The sequence below is a fragment of the Pelagibacterium sp. genome (assembly GCF_048264985.1).
GTDB lineage: Bacteria > Pseudomonadota > Alphaproteobacteria > Rhizobiales > Devosiaceae > Pelagibacterium.
Genome location: NZ_JBLXCL010000008.1, coordinates 80,209 through 101,831, shown reverse-complemented (window position 1 = coordinate 101,831; position 21,623 = coordinate 80,209). Strand labels below are relative to the sequence as shown.

The window sequence follows — 21,623 nt, the reverse complement described above, 5'->3', positions numbered from 1 at the left end:
GCCACGGCTGAAACTGAAAAGGGCGCGTCAGAGGACGCGCCCTTTTCACGTTTGGCAGCCCGATTGCTCAGCCGATAGCAATTTCCTGGCGCTTATCCTCTGACACAAACCCCAGATCGAGAACCTTTTGCATATCGGCAGCATAACGGAAGCTGGGATCGCCGTTCACGCCGGAATGCACAGCCTCCACGAAGCGGTGGTAGTTCGTGGGCACAGGCTCTACGGGCACGTCGCGCCAGTGAGCAATTTCCGCATCCTCGCCGGCACACATCTGCAGTGACGACCCGTCCATGCCATGCTGGACTTCGAGCCCCCCCTTTTCGCCGTAAGCCCGTAAACGCAACGTGTTGAGATAGCCCGAGGCCCAGCGGGTCGCATGCACGACACCGAGCGCGCCCGAACCGAATTCAAGGCTCATGGTAAAACTGTCATTGGTGTCAAGCACATAGTCCCCGATCCGTCCGCCCGATTCCTTGTCGAAAGCTTTCAGGCGGCAGAACATTGAGGCAATGGGGGCATTGATACCGAATGCCGCGAAATCAAGAATGTGTATGCCGATATCGCCCAGCGTGCCGTTCGAACCGTGCGCAGTCGAAAGCCGCCACAGCCAGGTCGGGTCGGTGCGCCAGTCACCCCAAGCTTTCGAGACCAGCCAGCTTTGCAGATAGCTTGCCTCAACATGCTTTATCTCACCGATGGTACCAGCCTCGACCAATTGCCGGAATTTCTGCAGCTCGGCGACATTGCGGTAGGTGAGGTTGACCATATTGACCAGTCCTGCCGCCTCGGCCGCATCGGCCATGGCTTGGGCATGGCCATATTGCGTGGCCAGGGGCTTTTCACAAAACACGTGTTTGCCCGCGGCGATCACCTTCATCGACGTCTCGAAGTGAAACCGGTCCGGGGTCACATTGGCTACCGAGTCGAACTCGCCCCAATCGAGGGCCTCATCGAGCGAAGCAAATGTGCGCGGAATATCGTAGCTCTGTGCAAAGCGCTGCGCGCGCTCGACATCCAGGTCGACGGCTCCTACGATGTCGACGCCCTCAATGGCGCCAAAATGCGCTGCATGGCTGGAGGCCATATTGCCTGTGCCAAGGATCACAAGACGCATACTGCGCTCCCGGGAATTGTTTAATGGATTGGAGTGGAGATCGAGGCCCTAACGGTACCCCGCCTCGCCAGCCTTGTGCAGTTTGCCACCGCGCTCCTCGATTGGCTCCAAAGCCTTTTCCACCGGAACATTGGGCGCATCGTGAACGTCGGTGTACCGCGCCTGAGGGTTATGAGCCCAATTGACGGCGTTGCGTAAAACCTTACCCACTGTTGCATCGTGATAGGTGGGATAGGTTTCGTGTCCAGGCCGGAAATAAAAGATGTTCCCAGCGCCGCGTCGATAGGTCAGTCCTGATCGGAACACTTCACCCCCCTGGAACCAGGAAATGAAAACCGTTTCAAGCGGCTCGGGAACCGAGAACGGTTCGCCATACATTTCCTCGTTCTCGAGTTCGAAATATTCGTCGAGACCTTCGGCAATCGGATGGCGCGGATTGACCACCCAAAGCCGTTCGCGCTCACCGGCTTCACGCCATTTCAACGCGCAGGGCGTCCCCATAAGGCGCTTGAAGATTTTCGAAAAATGCGCCGAGTGCAACAAGATCAGCCCCATCCCTTCCCAGACACGACGGGCGACGCGTTCGACGATTTCGTCCTCTACATCGCCATGCGCTGCGTGTCCCCACCACAACAGCACGTCGGTGTCGGCAAGCACTTGTTCGGTCAGCCCGTGCTCAGGATCCTGCAACACGACGGTATCGACCTCAATGCCTGCATCCTCTGCCAGCAACTTGGCAATCTGGGCGTGCATCCCTTCCGGATAGAGTTCGGCAACCACATCGCTCTTTTGCTCATGCACATTCTCGCCCCAGACGAGCGCCTTGATCGTCATTGTCCCTTACTCCTGTCGCGGCCCTGCATCGAGCCAAAACGTTTTGGAAATCCATGCGCGCCAGTACCGCGTCTCGGATACTTCTTGCGCCATTTCACTCAAAGTGTGCCGTGCAATTGCGTCCCGACACAACCCCAGTCTCGCTCTCGCTCTATCGTGTTTGCAGCCCGATTTGGAGAGGCTAAATGCAACAGGCGAATAAAAAAAGAGGCGGAAGGTTCCGCCTCTTTCCATTGGGTTCACATCGGCCTTCTATTCGATTGCGTCCGTAACGACAGTCGTGTACGCGCCTTCTGGTTCCGCGGTGATCGCCGGATTGTCCGGGGAAACGGCCGAAAGCAGCGTTGCGACAGTCTGCTCATAAGCATCGACATCGAGCGCCGGTGTGTCCCCCACCAGAGCAGCCGCCTCATCGACCTGATAGATTTGGCTTTCAAGCGTCAGGGCGCCGCTCATATCATTGTTGATGACGATCTCTGCCGCGGCTTCGGGATTTTCCTTGGCATAGGCCCAACCGGCCATCGAGGCTTCGACGAACGCCGCCATTGCATCAACGAACTCGGGGTCTTCAAGACGATCTTCCATGACATAGAGACCGTCTTCAAGCATCCCCACACCTTCGTCTGCGAAGTTGAACAGTGTCAGGCTATCCTCGGGAATGCCTGCATCGAGTACCTGCTTGTACTCGTTGTAGCGCATGACCGAAATGCAGTCCGCCTGGTTCTGGAGCAGCGGGTCTGCAGAGAAGGCCTGCCGCAAAACTTCCACACCCTCGTCACCGCCATCGGTGGCAAGCCCGAGCTGGGCCATCCACGCATAGAACGGATATTCATTGCCGAAGAACCAGACTCCAAGCGTCTTGCCTGGGAAGTCTTCGGTGGTTTGAACTCCACTTCCTTCCGAACAGACCATTTCCAGAGCCGTCGTGGCGAAGGGCTGTGCTATATTGACCAGCGGCACGCCGCGCTCGCGGGCTGCAAGACCAGCGGCCATCCACGTGGTAATGACATCTGCACCGCCACCGGCAATCACTTGCTCGGGAGCAATATCGGGGCCGCCAGGATTGATGGTAACGTCGAGCCCCGCGTCTTCGTAATATCCCATGTCCTTGGCCACCAGGTAGCCGGCGAACTGCCCCTGGTTGACCCATTTGAGCTGGAAGGTGAGCGGATACAAATCCTGAGCGAGCGCCGGACTGGCTGAAGCCAGAAGCACGCCAGCCAGGGTCGCGATTTTAACAGCTTTCATGATGTTCCCCTTGCGTTTGAATGGCTGCCCGGCGTTGTGCCGGACATAAACCCTCCGATAGTTACCCAGCCCCCGCGTTTGCCGCGCAGGGACGGGGATCGATCTCTACTGCCCCCGCTCCCCACGAACCGACGGGTGCCAGAAGGTGACGGCGCGTTCGATAAGCGCGATCACTCCGTAGAACAGCGAGCCGGCGAGCGCGGCAATTGCGATCTCGGCCCAGACCATATCGACTTGAAGCCGTCCGATGGCCGCGGATATTCGGAACCCCATCCCCACGACAGGAGTACCGAAAAATTCTGCGACGATGGCCCCGATCAGGGCCAGCGTCGAATTGATCTTGAGCGCATTGAAGATGAAGGGCCAGGCCATGGGCAAGCGCAATTTTGCGAGGGTCTGCCAATAGCTGGCCGCATAGGTGCGCATGAGATCCTTTTCGATCTGCCCGGTAGCGTTCAGACCCGCGACCGTATTCACCAACATGGGAAAGAACGTCATCACAACAACGACTGCGGCTTTCGACTGCCAATCGAACCCGAACCACATCACCATTATCGGGGCGATGCCGACCAAGGGCAGCGCCGAAACAAAATTGCCAACAGGCAAAAGTCCGCGCTTGAGAAAGGGCGAGCGGTCAATGGCCACAGCAACGATGAACGCCGACCCGCAGCCAATCGCGTAACCGATCAGAACCGATTTCAAGAAGGTCTGCTGAAAGTCCGGCCAGATCGGATTGGGGATCGAGGCAACAAGCCGCTCCCAGATGACCGAGGGCGGCGGCAGCAGCACTGCAGGAACGTTCAAGCCCCGCACTAGCCCTTCCCAAAAGACAAGCAGCACAATGCCAAAAATGACCGGCACCGCAATATTGATGGCACTAACGGCGACCCTGTCGCGCGTGGTGATCCTGACGAGAAACTCATTGATCCCCCAACCGGCAAGCCAGACCACAAGTGCCGTTACGATCCAGCCATTCATGCCGGCGCTCCCATCATTTTCGAAGTGAGCGACTGAATGGCGCCGATGGTAAAGATCAGCGCAGCAGAAAGCGCCGCGGCCATCAGAAGCGCTGCCCAGATCTGGGTTGTCTGACCGTAATAGGATCCAGCCAGGAGGCGCGAACCGAGCCCGCCCGCAGCCCCCGTCGGCAATTCGCCAACGATTGCCCCGACCAGCGAGGCGGCAACGCCGACCTTCATTGAGGTGAAGAGAAACGGTATGGCGGCCGGCCAGCGTAGTTTCCAGAAAACCTGGTTGCCCGACGCATTATAGGTACGCATCAGATCGAGATGGATCGCCTCGGGACTGCGGAAGCCTTTGACCATGCCCACGACAACCGGGAAGAACGAGAGATAAGTTGATATCAGAGCTTTGGGGATCAATCCCGTCAGCCCGACCGAATTGAGCACGACCACAACCATTGGCGCGATAGCCAGAATAGGAATGGTCTGGCTGGCGATGATCCAGGGCATCAGCGAGCGATCCATTGCACGGTTATGGACGATCAGCACCGCCAGCCCGATACCCAGCAGCGTGCCGAAGATGAAGCCCAGCCCGGTCGCCGAAAGCGTGATCCAAGCGTGGAAAATCAGGCTGCGCGGGGTGGAAGGGTTGGCATTGAAGACCGAATTGTAGAACTCCACAGCCACCTGATGCGGTGCTGGCAGCACTGGTCGCTGCTGAGAGTATATGTCGCTGAGAAACTGCAACAATCCCACCGTGGCACCATCACCGCGCGCATACACGCTTTGTTGCCATGGCAGGTTGAGCGCTATGGCACCGCCATACCAGATCACCACTATGGCCAAGACCACAACGGTGACCGGAATGACGCTGTCGCGCGCCCTACTCGTCATAGGAATGCCCCGCTCGCAGCCCTTCGCGCACTCGCGCCGCGATGGCCAGAAACTCAGGCGTCTCGCGGATATCGAGCGGGCGGTCTTTGGGGAGCGTCGATTCGATCACATCGGCAACCCGGCCCGGACGCGGGCTCATCACCACGATCTTGGTCGAAAGATAAACCGCCTCTGGGATCGAGTGGGTGACAAAACAGATGGTCTTGTTGGTCTTGGCCCAAAGCTCGAGAAGCTGTTCATTGAGATGATCGCGCACGATCTCGTCAAGCGCCCCGAACGGCTCGTCCATCAACAACAGGTCGGCATCAAAGGCCAGCGCGCGGGCTATCGAAGCGCGTTGCTGCATGCCGCCAGAAAGCTGCCAGGGAAATTTCTTTTCAAACCCGGAAAGATTGACCATCTCCATAGTGCGCGCAATGCGCTTTTGCTGCTCGGCGGCCGAATAGCCCATAATTTCGAGCGGCAGGCCGACATTGCGTTCGATGGTCCGCCACGGATAGAGCGCCGCGGCCTGGAAAACATAGCCATAGGAACGATCCCTGCGCGCCTGCTCGGGGCTGTGTCCGTTGACGGAGATCGTGCCCGATGTCGGCTGTTCGAGATCGGCTATGACACGAAGAAACGTCGTCTTGCCACATCCCGACGGACCGATGAACGATACGAACTCGCCCTTGGAAATCGTCAAATCGACATCCGAAAGGGCGTGTACCGGCCCATCCGCAGTCTCAAATGTCAGCCCAAGCCCTTTGGCTTCGACTACGCTTGCCCCATTCGCCAAACTCTAAATTCCCCTTGAATTTGCACCCGACTCCAAATTTGCCGTTTGGTATCAGACACCCGATGCCGGTATTCCGCTCCGTTCCACCTTGCGCGGCGCGGTAAGCTCTTTCCATGTCGAAAGTGCTTTGTTCACAGCCTGGAACGGCCCGCGCGGCACAAACTGACCGTGCCCCTCCTTGGGTTGGATCACACCGTCATCGACAGCGACCCGCCCGCGCGTCAGCGTATAGCGCGGAAGGCCCTTGACCTGCTTGCCCTCGAAAACGTTGTAATCGATGGCCGATTGCTGGGATTTGGCGGAAATGGTCTTTTCCTTTTCCGGGTCCCAGACGACGATATCGGCATCGGCGCCGACAAGAATGGCGCCCTTTTTCGGATAGACGTTCAGGATCTTGGCGATGTTGGTCGAAGTGACGGCGACGAACTCGTTCATGGTCAGCCGGCCCGTCGCCACGCCATAGGTCCACAGCATGGGCATGCGGTCTTCGAGCCCACCCGTGCCGTTGGGAATTTTGGTGAAATCACCGACACCCGTGCGCTTCTGCTCTGTGGTAAACGCGCAATGATCGGTGGCGACGACCTGCAGCGAGCCCGATTGCAGCCCGGCCCACAGCGAATCCTGATGAGCCTTGTTGCGAAACGGCGGGCTCATGACGCGGCGGGCGGCGTGGTCCCAGTCCTTGTCGAAATATTCGCTGTCATCGAGGGTGAGATGCTGGATCAGCGGTTCGCCATAGACCCGCTTGCCCTGCTGGCGGGCTCTTCGGATCGCCTCATGGCTTTCCTCGCAGCTCGTGTGGACGACATAAAGCGGCACCCCGGCCATATCGGCAATCATGATCGCCCGGTTGGTGGCTTCGCCTTCGACCTGCGGCGGACGCGAAAAGGCGTGGCCTTCGGGCCCGTTGTTGCCCTCGGCCAGCAGTCGGGCGGACAGATCGGCGACCACATCGCCGTTTTCGGCATGCACCAGCGGCATGGCCCCAAGCTCGGCACAGCGCTGGAACGAGGCATACATCTCGTCGTCCTGCACCATCAGCGCGCCTTTGTACGCCATGAAGTGCTTGAAGGTGTTGATGCCCTTTTCCTTAACGACGGTTTCCATCTCATCAAACACCTGCTCGCTCCACCAGGTGATCGCCATGTGGTAGGAATAATCGCAATGGGCGCGGCCCGACTTGTTGTCCCAGCGCTGCAGCGCTTCGAACAGCGACTGGCCGGGGCTGGGCAGGCAGAAATCGACAACCATCGTCGTCCCGCCCGCCAGCGCAGCGCGGGTGCCGGATTCGAAATCGTCGGACGAATAGGTGCCCATGAAGGGCATTTCCAGATGCACATGCGGATCGATGCCGCCTGGCATCACATAGCATCCGGCAGCATCGAGCACTGTGTCACCGGAAAGGTTCGGCCCGATTTCGACGATGGTTTCGCCTTCGATTTTTATATCGGCGGTGTAGGTCAGATCGGCGGTGACGATGGTGCCGTTCTTGATGACTGTGCTCATGATGATTCCCCTTATCTGATCGGCCAGTCGCGTGCATTTGCCGTGCGCGCGTTGGCTTTATTCTCTGGGCTAGGCCACGATCTCCGCAGTCTCCAGGACCGCATGCAGCAGCACGTCGGCGCCGGCGGTGGCCCATTCCTTTGAAATGTCCTCGGCCTCGTTGTGGCTCAGTCCATCCACGCACGGGCACATGACCATGGCGGTCGGATAGAGCTTGTTGATCCAGCACGCGTCGTGCCCCGCGCCCGAGATAATGTCGCGATGCGAATAACCCAAGCGTTCGGCGGCGTTGCGAACTGCGCTGACGCAGCCCTGGTCGAACGTTACGGGATCGAAATGACCGGCAATTTCGATCTCTATGCCAAGCCCCAGGTCCTCGGCAATTTTTGGCGCCTCGGTTTCGAACCGGGCCTTCATCGCATCAAGGACGTCCTGACGGGGCGTGCGAAAATCAATGGTGAACACCACCTTGCCGGGGATGACGTTGCGCGAATTGGGATAGACGTCGCAATGCCCGATTGCCCCAACCGCCTCGGGCTGGTGGCTCATTGCGATGTCGTGGACAAGTTCAGTCATCCGCGCCATGCCCAGCCCGGCGTTCTTGCGCATCGGCATCGGGGTCGAACCTGTATGGGCGTCCTTACCGGTCAGCGTGACCTGCAACCACCACAGCCCCTGCCCATGGGTGACCACGCCGATATCCTTGCCTTCGGCCTCAAGGATTGGCCCCTGTTCGATGTGAAGTTCGAAGAACGCCTTCATCTTGCGCGCGCCGACCTCTTCGTCTCCGACCCAACCGATGCGCTTGAGTTCGTCTCCAAATTTGAGCCCTTTGGCATCGATCCTGTCATAAGCCCAATCAAGCTCATGCACCCCCGCGAAAACCCCCGAGGCCAGCATGGCCGGGGCAAAGCGAGTGCCCTCCTCATTGGTCCAGTTGGTCACCACGATGGGATGCTTTGTTTTGATGTCCAGATCGTTGAGGGTGCGGATCAATTCGAGCCCGCCCAGCACACCCAGCACGCCATCATATTTTCCGCCGGTTGGCTGGGTATCGAGGTGGCTACCGACATAGACCGGCAGCGCGTCGGGGTCTGTGCCTTCGCGCCGGGCAAACATGGTACCCATAGTGTCGACGCCCATTTCGAGCCCCGCTTCATCGCACCAGCGCTGAAACAGTTCGCGCCCCTCCTTGTCGGCATCGGTCAAGGTCTGGCGATTGTTGCCGCCAGCCACGCCTGGGCCGATCTTGGCCATTTCCATAAGAGAGTCCCAGAGCCTGTCGCCGTTTATCTTGAGGTTGTCACCGAGTGTGGCCATGCTCTTTGCTCCCTTCTTTTGAAATGATCAGAGGGTTGGAAATGTAAATTGCGCGCCCGACTTGATGCCGGCTGGCCAGCGCGTCGTAACGGTCTTGAGCCGCGTGTAAAAATGCACGCCCTCAGGGCCGTAGATCGAATGATCGCCGAACAAGGACCGCTTCCAGCCACCGAACGAATGATAGGCGACGGGAACAGGAATGGGGACGTTGACGCCAACCATCCCCACCTCGATCCGATCTGCGAAATCGCGCGCCGCGTCACCGTCGCGGGTAAAAATCGCAACGCCGTTTCCGTATTCGTGATCGTTGATCATTTTGACAGCATCGCCATATTCGGCCGCACGGACGACGGAGAGGACCGGGCCGAAAATTTCCTCCTTGTAGATGGTCATTTCCGGCGTCACGCGGTCAAACAGCGTGCCGCCGACATAATAGCCGTCCTCATAGCCCTGTAGCTTGAACCCGCGACCATCGACCACCAGTTCGGCGCCTTCGGCGACCCCCTTATCGATATAGCCCACCACCTTGTCGCGATGCATCGCGGTCACCAGCGGGCCCATCTCGGCGTCCTTGTCAGTCGCAGGGCCGATCTTGAGGCTTTCCACGCGCGGTTTAAGCTTTTCGATCAGCGCGTCTGCTGTCTTTTCGCCGACCGGAACGGCAACCGATATCGCCATGCAGCGCTCCCCAGCGGATCCGTACCCGGCCCCCATCAGCGCATCGGCTGCCTGGTCCAGATCCGCATCGGGGAGGATCACCATGTGGTTCTTGGCTCCGCCAAGCGCCTGGACGCGCTTTCCGGCCTTTGTCCCACGTTGATAGACATATTCAGCAATCGGCGTCGAACCCACAAAACTCACCGCCTTGATGTCGGGATGGTCGAGAATGTGGTCGACGGCTTCCTTGTCGCCATGGACGACATTGAGCACGCCCTCGGGCAATCCTGCTTCCATGAACAGGCTCCAGGCCAGCATCGGGGCCGATGGATCACGCTCCGAGGGTTTGAGGATGAAAGTGTTGCCACAGGCAATGGCCGACGGATACATCCACATCGGCACCATGGCTGGGAAGTTGAAAGGGGTAATTCCCGCAACGACGCCGAGCGGCTGACGGTCGGCGTAGGCATCGATCGCCGGCCCGACATTGCGAGTGAACGTGCCTTTCAAAAGTTCAGGAATCCCACAGGCATATTCAACGCATTCGATGCCGCGCTGGACTTCGCCGAGCGCATCGTCATGGGTTTTGCCGTGCTCACGCGAAATTTCCCGCGCCAGGTCGGCCGCGTGCTTGTCCAGCAATTCCTTGAACCTGAACATAACGCGCGCGCGCTTGAGCGGCGGCGTTGCGCCCCAAGCTGGTTGCGCCGCCTTGGCCGACGCCACGGCCTGATCGATCTCTGCAGTGCTCGAAAGCGGCAATTGGGCGATTTGTTCGCCAGTTGCAGGGTTATAGACTGCCGCCTTGCGCGTGGACGACGAAACGACACGCGTGCCGCCAATGGCATTTTCAATAATCTGCATAATCAATCCACCTCCCCGAGGACCGTGCGAATGGTATCGACGATTTGGTCGATGTGCTGTTTTTCAACGATCAACGGAGGCGAAAGCGCAATAATGTCGCCCGTCGTGCGGATCAGGACGCCCGCCTCGAACGCTTTGACAAAAGCCGCGAAGGCCCGTTTGGTCGGTTCTCCGGCGATGGGCTCAAGCTCGACGGCGCCAACCAACCCGATATTGCGCACGTCGATCACGTGGGGCGCATCTTTGAGCGAATGCAGCGCATCTTCCCAATATGACCCCAGCTCAGCGCCTCGGGTCAGAAGGCCTTCCTGCTTGTAGGTTTCCAGCGTCGCCAGACCCGCTGCCGAGGCGATCGGGTTGCCCGAATAGGTGTATCCATGGAAAAATTCGATGAGGTGTTCGGGCCCAGTCATGAATGCGTCATGTATCTTGGCCGAGGTGAACACTGCACCCATGGGAACGACGCCATTGGTCAATCCCTTGGCAGTGACCATGATATCGGGGGTCACCCCGAAATAATCGGCGCCAAACGGGGCTCCGAGGCGCCCGTAACCGGTAATAACCTCATCAAAGATCAACAGAATGCCGTGTTTATCGCATATTTCGCGCAGGCGTTTGAGATAGCCCGGCGGCGGGATCAGAACCCCCGTAGACCCCGCCACCGGTTCGACGATCACCGCAGCGATCGTCGAGGCGTCATGGAGCGCAACGATACGCTCCAACTCGTCGGCCAACTCCAGCCCATGCTGCGGCTCTCCGCGCGAAAAGGCGTTTTTGGCCGGCAGATGTGTATGCGGCAGATGATCAACGCCGGTCAGCAATGTACCGAACATCTTGCGATTGGATACAATGCCACCCACCGAAATCCCGCCGAAGTTTACCCCGTGATACCCTCGCTCACGCCCGACAAGCCGGGTGCGTGACCCTTGACCGATGGCTTTCTGATAGGCCAGAGCAACTTTGAGCGCCGTCTCGACCGATTCAGAGCCCGAATTGGTGAACAGCACGTGGTCGAGCCCGTCTGGCGCCAAATCGACAAGACGATTGGCAAGCTCAAACGCCTTCGGGTGCCCCATCTGGAAGGCCGGCGCATAATCAAGCTCGGCGGCCTGGCGCGCTATGGCCTCGGTAATGAGGGGCCGACAGTGGCCTGCGTTAACACACCACAGGCCCGCGGTGCCATCGAGCACTTGCCGCCCGTCGGCAGTGGTATAATGCATATCCTTGGCGCCCACGAACATACGTGGGCTTTTCTTGAACTGCCTGTTGGCCGTGAATGGCATCCAGAAAGCATTGAGATCATTGGGGATGGACGGAGCGCCCTGCGACATGAATGTTCCCTCTCCGGCACTTCCGGATAAATCCGGTGGCCGGCTGTTGATTTCGGTCAGAATTTTTTTGACCGATTGGAAAAATTCTAGCACTCTCAATGCAAGGTTCAAGGGGTATAATTCGAATGCCCGTTCTGGGTCATGAAAATGATCCCGAGCAGGTCCAGGATTCCACGTTCCGGGGTTCTTCACGGGAGGCGACAGCCGAAATGACCACCGATGCAGAAACGCCGCGCCCCATCACCCGGATCCAGCGGGAAAAACAGGAAGTTATCCTCGAAGCGGCGCTCGATGTATTCTCCAAATTCGGCTTTCGCGGTTCCACGATCGATCAGATCGCCGAAGCTGCGGGCATGAGCAAACCCAATTTGCTCTACTATTTTAAGTCCAAGGAAGACATCCACGCACCACTTCTGGCGCGAATTCTCGACACCTGGCTCGAGCCGTTGCGGGAAATGGACCCCACCGGCGCACCTCTGCCCGAAATCCAGTCCTATATCCGCCGCAAGCTCGAGATGAGCCGCGACTTTCCTCGCGAAAGCCGTCTGTTCGCAAACGAAATGCTGCGAGGCGCGCCCGGCTTTTACGATATCCTGCACACCGACCTCAAAGACCTGGTCGATGAGAAGGTGAAGGTTATCAAGGGCTGGATGGCTGAAGGCAAGATTGCCAACGCCGATCCCTATCACCTGATTTTTGCGATTTGGGCGACGACCCAGCATTATGCCGATTTTGACATCCAGGTGCGCTCGGTGCTCGGGCGCGAACGCGGCGGTGAGGGGCGATTCGAGGATGCCGCCCGGTTCCTCGACCAGTTATTCCTGCACGGACTCACGCCATCTAAAAAGGGTTAGCCATCAAGCTCGGGATGGTGACGGAACGCCCCAACAGTACAAATCACAAGTCATGGACGTAAGACGCGCGAACGTGGCCATGCGTTCACGGGGTGCAAAAAGACCCTGTACGCGGCTTTGGCGCTCCGCATACAGGGTCAAGGGGCAGGCCTCACTCCTGCAGGAGCGTCTCTAGCCCATAAAAACATGACTGTAAAGATCATAATTATATTCCCGCAAAATATTCGCCGCATTGATCTCTTCCTGAGGGAAGCTAGTTGAGCTCGAGACCCAGCATTTCTATGCCGAGACGGGAGCGCATGGCGCGGCGCTTGTCTGTGAGATCGGCGATGGTGTAGGAGCGAAGCACAGCAAAAAAAGCCTCCAGCGCCTCGTGAAGCGCAGCATTGAGTTCGCATCCGCCAACAAGCGGGCAACTGGTCTCCCCGCCTTCGAAACACTCTGCCAAGGCAAAATTCTCTTCCGTCAGGGAAATGACGTCAAGCAGGGTAATGTCGGCAGCTGGGCGTGCGAGACGCACACCACCGTGTCGGCCACGCACAGTTTCGAGAATATTATTTTCAACAAGCGGCTTGATGAGCTTGAACAGGAACAGCTCGGAAATACCATAAGCCTTGGCGATATCGGCGACTCGCGACAGTTCGGGTGCGTTGATGGCGCAATACATTAGCGTACGGACGGCATAGCTCGACTGGCGTGTCAGTCTCATCGGTCAGGCCCTGCGTTGGGCGCGTATGCGCCAGGGAATCTTATATTGAGCGCACAATATCGCCTCACGCGCTGACGTCAAAGATTATAACAATTCTAAACTATGTCAACAAAAGCTGACTAAACATTTCATGTTTAATTGAGCCGCGCTGGCCCTTCCCTTTTCCCACGCCTTGACTAGGATCGCGCCGCAAACGACATGGAGGCTAACTTTGGCGCGCAAGATCATTATCGATACCGACCCCGGTCAGGACGATGCAGTCGCTATTCTTCTGGCTCTGGCCAGCCCTCAGGAAATCGAAACTCTCGGTATCGTGGCCGTGGCCGGCAATGTGGGGTTGGCCCAAAACGCAAAGAACGCACTCAAAGTCGTAGAGCTTTCCGGCCGTACCGACGTGCCGGTCTATGCCGGTTGCGCGCGCCCGATCATGCGCGAACTCGTTACCGCCGAGCACGTCCACGGAGAAACCGGTTTGGACGGCCCCGACCTTCCGGAACCCACGATCACTCTTGAACACCAGCACGGCGTCGACTTCATCATCGAGACGCTGCGCAACGAACCGGAAAAAACAGTTACGCTTTGCGCTCTCGGCCCGTTGACCAATCTCGCCATGGCGCTGATCAAGGCGCCAGACATCGCGGCTCGCATCGAGCAAATCGTCTTGATGGGCGGCGGCTATTTTGAAGGCGGCAACATCACTCCAACAGCCGAGTTCAATATCTTCGTCGACCCCGAAGCAGCACAGACCGTACTCAAATGCGGCGCACCAGTGGTGATGATGCCGCTCGACGTAACCCACCAGATGCTTGGCACGCCTCAGCGTATCGAAGCCTTCAGCGCCATCGGTAACCGGTCGGGCGATGCCGTCGCCGCTATGCTTGGTTTTTCAGAGCGCTTCGATCTCAAAAAGTACAATTGGCCGGGCGCGCCACTCCACGACCCTTGCGTGACTGCCTACATGATTGCTCCGGAAATCTTTGAAGGCCGCCTTTGCAACGTCGAGATCGAATGCGCCAGCCCCTTAACACGCGGCATGACAGTGGCCGACTATTGGCACGTCACCGATCGCCCGCGCAATGCAACGTTTATCCGTTCAGGCGATGCCGACGCGCTGTACGCGCTTCTTGTCGACCGCATAGCGCGCCTTCCGTAAGGAGAATTTGATGTCCCATTTCGTTTCCACCCAATGGCTCGCCGATCATCTCGATGACCCCAAGGTGCAAGTGATCGACGCGTCCTGGCACATGCCCAATGCCGGTCGCGATGCCCACACAGAATATCTCGCGGGCCATATTCCTGGTGCGATATTCTTCGATCTCGACACAAACGCCGACACGTCTTCAGGTCTGCCTCACATGCTGCCTGATCCGGCAGTTTTTTCAGCACTGGCAGGGGCATTGGGCATTTCTTCAGACACTGTGTTGGTGGTCTATGATGAAGCAGGATTGTTTTCGGCGCCCCGCGCATGGTGGACGTTCAAAGTGATGGGCGCGCATGGCGTCAAAATTCTTGAAGGTGGCGGACCCAAATGGCGGGCCGAGAGCCGCCAGCTTGATTCTGGCACATCCAAGGCGCCGCCGGCAAAGTTTGAGGCAAAGTTCGACAGTGATGCCGTTGTTGGCTTCCAGGAGGTTCTTGCTGCCAGCGAGTCGGGCCACCAGATTGTAGATGCCCGTGGCGCTGCCCGCTTCGCCGGCGATACCCCAGAGCCTCGCGCAGGCCTCAAATCGGGACACATTCCATCAAGCCGGAACCTGCCTTTCGACACGCTAATCGCTGACGGCGCGCTCAGGTCCGACACCGAACTGGCAGGCGCTATTGCCGCCGCAGGCATTGATGCCACAAAACCGGTCATCACATCGTGCGGCTCGGGCGTCACAGCCGCCGTCCTTGCGCTCGCTCTTGATACGATCAGTGCTAGCCAAGTCGCGCTCTACGATGGATCATGGACCGAGTGGGGCGGGCGCGACGACGCTCCAATCGAAACAGGCCCCGCGCGATAACGCGAGTGCTTGCTAAGCTGCCGACGACGTCGTCTGTGACACTCGATTGCGTCCCGAGCGCTTCGAAAGGTAAAGGGCGTTGTCGGCCTTACGGATCAGCGAATCCAGGCTTGTCTGGCCTTTTTCCGCCAGCGCGACGCCGGCACTGACGGTACAGCTGACCAGCTGGCCCTCTGCACTATGGGTCATGCGGCCCATAGTCCCCCTGATCCGCTCGGCCAACGCAATTGCCTCGGTGAGCGAGCTTTCGGGCAGCAAGAGAACAAACTCCTCTCCCCCCAGTCGTACTGCGATGTCTTCCTCGCGGCAGTTTTCTTCGATCATTGTTGCAAAGCTGCGCAAGACAGCGTCGCCGAAAGCGTGGCCATGCTCGTCGTTGAGCGACTTGAAGTTGTCGAGGTCCAAAACAATCAGCCCGCACCCTTGCGGCACTTGGCCTGATGGAAACCGCTCAAAGAGTGCTCGCCTGTTGTTCAACCCGGTCAGTGGATCACTCAGAGACGCGTCGCGGTGCCGGCGACTGATACGCTCCTGATGAACAGTCACGAACAATCCGCCGATGCCACTGAGCGCAATAACAGCGACCATGAGGTTAAGCCCTTCGGCCCAGGTGTCGAGCACGCGCTCTTCAAAATAGAGCGGTGCCTCTATGGCGAGCACGATTACGCAAAGCAGGAATGTAACGACCAGCATCCAGTGCAGCACAGCAATTGCGGTAATCGGCCCCGGAGATTCATAACGGACGGTCCAATAGTGATAACCGCAAAAAAACAGAACCAGTCCGCTCATCAGATTGGTCAAAAGATAGCTAAGCCCGTCGTAACCAAGCGCGTTGGTGACAATGATGGGCGCTGCAGTTCCAATGACAAGCAGCGCCACGGTCCGGAAAGCAAACCGTCCCGTACTAAACTGAGTAAATCCACCATAACTTATCGAGAAAGCCGACACGAGCAACACACCCGCAATCATCGCATACACCGACGCACTGGTAACATGAAGCGCAGCAAAGGCGATGACAGCAGCAACGATAACGGCGATGCATAGGGCCCATGTGAGCAGGAATGGCGAGGTGCGCTGCCGCAACCATGAACTCATCAAGGTAAAACACAGAGCCGCTCCAGCAGCGCCGGAAGCCATTAGAAGCGAATTGTAATCGAAACCCATGGTGCCAGCGAATCTGGTTACGTCGCCCGGACACTAGCACCGGCACTGATTTGAATGGAAATCAACTTCCCGAACTGGTGTCCAAACGGTTAGCGCAAATCCCGTGGTTTTTTACCGTTTGGTCGAAAAGCTTCATACAATTGTCGTTTTCGCTTTTGAATCGCGGCACTTTCTGGTTTCTTGGTTCCAGGACGACCCACCATCGGCAAAATGGTGGGATCGCAGCGGGCTCGGCAAACAAACAAGGGGCAAACCCGTACCGCATGACGCAAATTCTTGAGATCAAGGATCTCCACAAATCCTTCGGCAGCCTTGAAGTTCTCAAGGGCATCTCGCTTGGTGCCTCGGGCGGCGACGTGGTCTCGCTCATCGGGTCGTCAGGTTCGGGCAAATCCACGCTGTTGCGCTGCATCAACATGCTGGAGATTCCCAACCAGGGCGATGTAACCATAGACGGCGAGCATGTTTCGCTCTCTGCGGAAGGGTTCGACCGACACCCCACAGATCCCTCCCAACTTCGACGCATCCGTTCCAAGCTCGGCATGGTGTTCCAGTCGTTTAATCTCTGGTCGCATATGACGATCATGGAGAACGTCATGGAAGCCCCGATCCTGGTGCAGAAGCGCGACAAGGACGAAGTGCGCGAACAGGCACTCGCGCTGCTCGACAAGGTGGGAATCTCTGCGAAAGCCGATGCATTTCCCGCGCAGCTGTCGGGCGGACAGCAGCAGCGGGCAGCTATAGCGCGCGCGCTCTGCATCAACCCCAGGATCATGTTGTTCGACGAGCCCACATCGGCACTCGACCCCGAACTCGAGGTCGAAGTGCTGGGCGTCATAAAGATGCTGGCCGATGAGGGCCGCACGATGATCCTTGTTACTCACGACATGAAATTCGCACGAGAAGTCTCTGACAGGGTCGTCTTCCTCCATCTGGGAAAGATCGAGGAACAGGGGACCGTCGATGAGGTATTCGGCGCCACAAAATCCGACCGGTTGCGCCAGTTTCTGAGCGCCGCCGGCCACGCCTGACCGGGGCGGCCAACATCATGCAACAAGGGACCCGGTCGCTTCACCAACCAACATGAGGGAACTCAATAAATGAAAAAGGTGATACTCGCCGCTGTCGCTCTGGCAGCATTTTCGACAGCCGCCAATGCCCAGGAAACTCTGCGCATCGGCACTGAAGGCGCCTACGCGCCCTGGAATTTCGTCAACGACGCCGGTGAACTGGCCGGATTCGAAATTGATCTGGGCAATGCGATCTGCGAACACACCGGAATGACCTGCGAATTCGTGCAGAGCGAATGGGACCCTATCATTCCAAACCTGGTCGCCGGCAACTACGATGTCATCATGGCCGGCATGTCGATCACCGACGAGCGGCTCGCAACCATCAACTTCACTCAGGATTATTTCCCGCCCGATCCTTCCAACTACATCGCAGCAAGCGGGGCCGGACTGGATGTGGAAAGTCCCTCGGGCCTACGCATCGGCGTTCAGGGCAACACGATCCAGGCGGCTTATGCCGAAGAGAACTTTGCTGCTGACAACACGATCGTCTCGTTTGCAACCTTCGATCAATCGATCGCCGATCTGGCAGCAGGCAATGTCGATGTTGTGCTCGCTGACGGCTCCTCGCTTGACCCTGTCGTTGAAAACTCGGGCGGAGCGCTGGAAATGTTCGGCCCTGACGTCATGATTGGCGGCGGTGTCGGCGGCGGCGTTCGCAAAGAAGACACCGAACTGCTCGCAACACTCGATGAAGCCCTCACGGCCCTCAAGGCTGATGGCACTGTCGACGCTATGATCGCAGAGTGGTTCGACGGCGCCGGTCCGTTCTACACCGAATAATCGCAATCTCGTGCCCGGCGCGCGGCCATAGGGGGCACGCGCCGGGCACCGCACGCAAGGGGCACGAGCGTGGACGCTGACGCCTTCTGGCTGTTTGATCTGGTGGGCGAAGATATCGCCTATTGGCTCGGCTATCTTACAAACGGCAAGCACCTCAACTGGTACGCCAGTTTTCGCTTTACGATCCTGGCCGCCGTCTTTGGCGGGTGCCTTGCGCTTGTCTTCGGACTTCTCGGTGCCATGGCAAAAGCCTCGCGCTTTGCCGTCCTGCGGGCCGTTGGCACAATCTATATCAGCATGGTGCGCGGCATTCCCGATGTGCTTTTCTTTCTTTTCTTCCCCCTGGCGTTCGAGCAGGGAGTCGAATGGATATGGGCGATGCAAGTCTGCACTGTCGACTCCATTGCCGCTAGCCAGGCCAATTGGCCACCCTGCCGTGAAGCGAACTGGCTGCTTTCGACCTACGAGTACCTGATCCTGGCGTGCGTATCGCTGGGCATTATTTTTGGCGCGTTTACCGCCAACGTCATCCACGGCGCCATGCGGGCGGTGCCACGCGGCCAGCTCGAAGCAGCCCGGGCCTATGGCATGAGTGAACTGCAGGTTCTAACGCGTATCCAAATCCGCCAGATGTGGGTCTATGCCTTGCCGGGCCTTTCAAATGTCTGGCTGCTGCTCATCAAGGCCACATCGCTGCTTTCGCTGCTCCAGATCGCCGATATTGTCTGGTGGGCAGGACAATTGGGCTCGCCGAACTTCCTGCCCCAGGCGGGCTTGGTCCATGGCGATTGGCGCTGGGCCTATTTTCTTGCGCTCTTTGTCTTTTACATTCTCATCACGCTGCTTTCCGAAAAGGGCTTTTCCAGGCTCACCAATTGGGCGCGGCGTGGCATGCCGGTGGAGAGCTAGGCTATGGGCCTGATCGAAACGCTTCTCGCCGAAATCCCGCTCTATGCCCAACCGGCGCTGTTCAACATCTATTTTGCCGTTGCCTCGCTGCCCATCGGCTTTGTTTTTGCAGTGCTGCTTGCGCTCGGCAAGAACTCGAAGAACCCGATCGTCCAGCGCCTGTGCTCAGCCTATATTTATGCCTTTCGCGGCTCGCCGCTGTTCATCCAATTCTTCATGTTCTACTCCATCATGCTGGCGCTCAACCCGATCTGGTGGCGCCCATGGGGGATTTCTTGGCTGATGATGAACCCGCTGTTTATCGGCCCACTCGCGCTGGTGATGAACACCGCAGCCTACAGTGCCGAAATCATCTATGGTGCCCTGCGCACTGTACCGAAGGGCGAGCTCGAAGCTGCCCGAGCGTTTGGAATGACGCCCTTTCAGGTGTTCAGGACAGTCACATGGCCCAACACCATCCGTATTGCCTGGCCGGCCTATACCAACGAAGTTGTGTTCCTGTTTCACTCGACAGCGTTGGTCTATTTCACCCTGCCGGTCATCAACGCCCAGCGCGACATCCTCAACACAGCCCAGAACCTGTTTGAGCGCGACTTCAACGCTTTTCTGCATTTTTCTGTCGCGGGTCTGTGGTTCCTTTCGATTACCATGGTTATTTTCTTCGTCTTCGGGCGCGTTTATGAACGCATGATGCGCCACATCCCCAAGGAGCGCACCACTGCCCGCCCGCGTTTGCGCTTCGGTCCCAAGTATATTCGGTAGTTCCTCATGGCCTTTGATCGCATCACCCACACCATTGACGCCGACGCACCCGGCACGCAGAGCGCACTGACACTGTTCAAGGTCGGCCCCGTCGACGCCAAAACCAAAATCTACATGCAGGCCGCACTCCATGCCGACGAGCAGCCCGGCATCATGACGCTGCATCACCTGCTGCCACTGCTTCGGGCCGCCGACGAAAAAGGAGAACTCAGCGCACGCTTTACGATCTTCCCCATGGTCAACCCGCTTGGCATGGGCCAGCGCGTTTTCGAGGGCCATATTGGACGCTATGATTTCCGTTCAGGTACAAACTTCAATCGCCGCTGGCCCGATCTTTACGCAGCGATTGCGACAAGAGTGGCTCAGACGCTAACCGATGACGGCGATGAAAATGTTTCCATGATCCGCCAAGCCGTGCGCGAATGGCTCGATGCACAGCGTCCATCGTCTGCGATGCAGAAACTGCGCCATCTGATCATGACAGAAGCTTACGACGCCGACTATGTCCTTGATCTTCATTGCGACAATGAAGCGCTCGTCCATTTGTTCGTCACACCCGATTCTATGGAAGAACTGGGGCCGCTGGCCGACCATATGGGCTCGGTCGCACAACTGACCGCCGAAGATTCGGGCGGCGGGTCGTTCGACGAGGTCTGGCCCTCGCTTTGGACCCGACTGCGTCAGGCGCATCCCGGCAAGCCCATCCCGTTCTCCGCCAGAGCGGCGACGCTCGAATATCGCGGCCAAGCCGATGTCTTTGACGATATAGGACAAGATGATGCGGCGCGGCTCTATGCATTTTTTCAAGCCAAGGGATTTGCTTCAGGCACACCCCCGACGGCAGAAGCGGCGCCAGCCGCCCTACCCTTGAGCGCCACTGAAATGCTGCGCGTTGAGCAGGCAGGACTTCTGGCTTACCGCGTCGAGTTGGGACAGCAGGTTGAGAAGGGCCAGCCGATCGCCGATCTCATTGCGTTGGACGGCCCCGGTGCCTTCATTGAACGCACGCCAATCCTCGCAGGCACCTCGGGTCGGGTCATATCGCGCAATGTCTCCAAATTTGTAGTGCCGGGCAATTCGATTGCCAAGATCGTTGGCACCGAGTCATTGGCGAGCCGACAGGGTTACCTCTTGGAGGACTGATCGCGGACAGGCACGTAAACAAAGCGTGGCATCTCTATTTTGAAGATGATGGCCAACGCCCTGAGTGCAAACCCCACAATCATGGCCGCGATCGTCACCACATCCATCGGCAATCCGGCCTGTATGCCGAAAAAGAACACGCATGCCGTGATCGCCGATACCGTTGCATAAAGCTCCCCGGAGAACAGCAGCGGCACGTCATTGCACAGCACATCGCGCAAAACGCCACCTACACAGCCGGTTATCATGCCCGCAACGATGACGATCAACACCGGCTGCCCCATTTCCATGGCCACCATGCAGCCGGAAATTGTGAACACAACGAGCCCCACGGCATCTAGCATCAAAAAGATGAGCTTGAGGCGTTCCATGATGCGTGCCACTGCAATCGTGAACAGTGCCGCTGCCGTCGTGACCATCAGATAGGCAGGCTGGTCGACCCACAACAAAGGGTAGTGGCCCAAAAGCACGTCGCGCGTCGTACCCCCGCCCAATGCAGTCACGCAGCCCAGAACACAAACACCGAACCAGTCCATGTTTCGTCGGCCGGCTGCAAGTGCTGCAGACATCGCCTCGGCGGCCAGCGCAATAACGAAGATCGTGTGCAGCAGCATGGGGCCCTCCTTTTGCTTCAGTGCCGACCTTGCCTAGAGCATTGAGCCGAAAAGTGCGAAGCAGTTTTGCGATAAATCCGACACGCACGCAGAACTATTGAGCG

21 protein-coding genes are annotated in these 21,623 nt (G+C 58.1%); 8 read left to right on the top strand and 13 right to left on the bottom strand.

The genetic code is table 11. The annotated features are described in order from the left end of the window. Positions 1-67: 67 nt before the first annotated feature. The 10 genes from ACN0TA_RS16135 to ACN0TA_RS16090 all read right to left on the bottom strand — a co-directional run bounded on the left by ACN0TA_RS16135 (position 68) and on the right by ACN0TA_RS16090 (position 11,508). Entirely contained in the window at positions 68-1,114 is a 1,047-nt protein-coding gene (locus ACN0TA_RS16135) for a Gfo/Idh/MocA family protein (protein WP_417584801.1), read from the bottom strand. 48 nt (positions 1,115-1,162) lie between these two features. Then, positions 1,163-1,948, bottom strand: coding sequence for a ThuA domain-containing protein (locus ACN0TA_RS16130; protein WP_417584799.1), 786 nt, complete (start codon positions 1,946-1,948; stop codon positions 1,163-1,165). Positions 1,949-2,200: 252 nt separating this feature from the next. Next, positions 2,201-3,196 (bottom strand): ABC transporter substrate-binding protein, encoded by a 996-nt coding sequence (locus ACN0TA_RS16125; protein WP_417584797.1) that lies wholly within the window; start codon positions 3,194-3,196, stop codon positions 2,201-2,203. Positions 3,197-3,301: 105 nt separating this feature from the next. After that, positions 3,302-4,174, bottom strand: a complete 873-nt coding sequence (locus ACN0TA_RS16120) for an ABC transporter permease (protein WP_417584795.1) — start codon at positions 4,172-4,174, stop codon at positions 3,302-3,304. Beyond that, positions 4,171-5,052: an ABC transporter permease gene (locus tag ACN0TA_RS16115; protein WP_417584793.1), complete on the bottom strand. Its 882-nt coding sequence runs from the start codon at positions 5,050-5,052 to the stop codon at positions 4,171-4,173. The genes ACN0TA_RS16120 and ACN0TA_RS16115 overlap by 4 nt, the downstream gene beginning before the upstream one ends. After that, positions 5,042-5,830 carry an ABC transporter ATP-binding protein gene (locus ACN0TA_RS16110; RefSeq protein ID WP_417584791.1) on the bottom strand — a complete coding sequence of 263 codons (789 nt, stop codon included), beginning with the start codon at positions 5,828-5,830 and terminating at the stop codon, positions 5,042-5,044. Before ACN0TA_RS16110 ends, ACN0TA_RS16115 begins: the two co-directional genes overlap by 11 nt. A gap of 51 nt (positions 5,831-5,881) precedes the next feature. Next, the gene (gene hydA, locus ACN0TA_RS16105) at positions 5,882-7,336 is read right to left on the bottom strand and encodes a dihydropyrimidinase (protein WP_417584789.1); all 1,455 of its coding nucleotides are present in this window, start codon (positions 7,334-7,336) and stop codon (positions 5,882-5,884) included. A 69-nt stretch (positions 7,337-7,405) separates the two neighbouring features. After that, complete coding sequence (locus ACN0TA_RS16100; protein ID WP_417584787.1) at positions 7,406-8,656, bottom strand: Zn-dependent hydrolase; 1,251 nt, start codon at positions 8,654-8,656, stop codon at positions 7,406-7,408. A 27-nt stretch (positions 8,657-8,683) separates the two neighbouring features. Next, positions 8,684-10,177 (bottom strand): CoA-acylating methylmalonate-semialdehyde dehydrogenase, encoded by a 1,494-nt coding sequence (locus tag ACN0TA_RS16095; protein ID WP_417584785.1) that lies wholly within the window; start codon positions 10,175-10,177, stop codon positions 8,684-8,686. 2 nt (positions 10,178-10,179) lie between these two features. After that, positions 10,180-11,508, bottom strand: a complete 1,329-nt coding sequence (locus ACN0TA_RS16090) for an aspartate aminotransferase family protein (RefSeq protein ID WP_417584783.1) — start codon at positions 11,506-11,508, stop codon at positions 10,180-10,182. A 209-nt stretch (positions 11,509-11,717) separates the two neighbouring features. Here ACN0TA_RS16090 and ACN0TA_RS16085 point away from each other — a divergent pair, with 209 nt between their 5' ends. Next, positions 11,718-12,362 carry a TetR family transcriptional regulator C-terminal domain-containing protein gene (locus ACN0TA_RS16085; protein WP_417584823.1) on the top strand — a complete coding sequence of 215 codons (645 nt, stop codon included), beginning with the start codon at positions 11,718-11,720 and terminating at the stop codon, positions 12,360-12,362. Between the two features lie 253 nt (positions 12,363-12,615). On the opposite strand, the gene rirA is transcribed toward ACN0TA_RS16085, so the two are convergent. Continuing rightward, positions 12,616-13,071: an iron-responsive transcriptional regulator RirA gene (rirA, locus tag ACN0TA_RS16080; RefSeq protein WP_417584781.1), complete on the bottom strand. Its 456-nt coding sequence runs from the start codon at positions 13,069-13,071 to the stop codon at positions 12,616-12,618. A 211-nt stretch (positions 13,072-13,282) separates the two neighbouring features. On the opposite strand from rirA, the gene ACN0TA_RS16075 reads away from it, so the two are divergent. Both ACN0TA_RS16075 and sseA read left to right on the top strand, forming a co-directional pair. Further along, positions 13,283-14,224, top strand: a complete 942-nt coding sequence (locus ACN0TA_RS16075; protein ID WP_417584779.1) for a nucleoside hydrolase — start codon at positions 13,283-13,285, stop codon at positions 14,222-14,224. A gap of 10 nt (positions 14,225-14,234) precedes the next feature. Then, positions 14,235-15,074: a 3-mercaptopyruvate sulfurtransferase gene (gene sseA / locus ACN0TA_RS16070; protein WP_417584777.1), complete on the top strand. Its 840-nt coding sequence runs from the start codon at positions 14,235-14,237 to the stop codon at positions 15,072-15,074. A 12-nt stretch (positions 15,075-15,086) separates the two neighbouring features. On the opposite strand, the gene ACN0TA_RS16065 is transcribed toward sseA, so the two are convergent. Beyond that, positions 15,087-16,238: a GGDEF domain-containing protein gene (locus tag ACN0TA_RS16065; protein ID WP_417584775.1), complete on the bottom strand. Its 1,152-nt coding sequence runs from the start codon at positions 16,236-16,238 to the stop codon at positions 15,087-15,089. Between the two features lie 263 nt (positions 16,239-16,501). Between ACN0TA_RS16065 and ACN0TA_RS16060 the strand changes: the two genes are divergently transcribed. From ACN0TA_RS16060 to ACN0TA_RS16040, 5 genes are all read left to right on the top strand, one after another. Next, positions 16,502-17,269, top strand: coding sequence for an ABC transporter ATP-binding protein (locus ACN0TA_RS16060; RefSeq protein ID WP_417584773.1), 768 nt, complete (start codon positions 16,502-16,504; stop codon positions 17,267-17,269). A gap of 69 nt (positions 17,270-17,338) precedes the next feature. Further along, positions 17,339-18,091: a transporter substrate-binding domain-containing protein gene (locus tag ACN0TA_RS16055; protein ID WP_417584771.1), complete on the top strand. Its 753-nt coding sequence runs from the start codon at positions 17,339-17,341 to the stop codon at positions 18,089-18,091. A gap of 69 nt (positions 18,092-18,160) precedes the next feature. Continuing rightward, the gene (locus tag ACN0TA_RS16050) at positions 18,161-19,000 is read left to right on the top strand and encodes an ABC transporter permease (protein ID WP_417584769.1); all 840 of its coding nucleotides are present in this window, start codon (positions 18,161-18,163) and stop codon (positions 18,998-19,000) included. 3 nt (positions 19,001-19,003) lie between these two features. Then, a complete protein-coding gene (locus tag ACN0TA_RS16045) occupies positions 19,004-19,762 on the top strand; it encodes an ABC transporter permease (RefSeq protein WP_417584767.1) in 759 nt (252 codons plus the stop codon). Between the two features lie 6 nt (positions 19,763-19,768). Further along, entirely contained in the window at positions 19,769-20,905 is a 1,137-nt protein-coding gene (locus tag ACN0TA_RS16040) for a succinylglutamate desuccinylase/aspartoacylase domain-containing protein (protein ID WP_417584765.1), read from the top strand. Here ACN0TA_RS16040 and ACN0TA_RS16035 read toward each other — a convergent pair. Further along, positions 20,887-21,519: a trimeric intracellular cation channel family protein gene (locus ACN0TA_RS16035; protein WP_417584763.1), complete on the bottom strand. Its 633-nt coding sequence runs from the start codon at positions 21,517-21,519 to the stop codon at positions 20,887-20,889. The two genes, ACN0TA_RS16040 and ACN0TA_RS16035, sit on opposite strands and share 19 nt — an antisense overlap. Positions 21,520-21,623 lie beyond the last annotated feature (104 nt).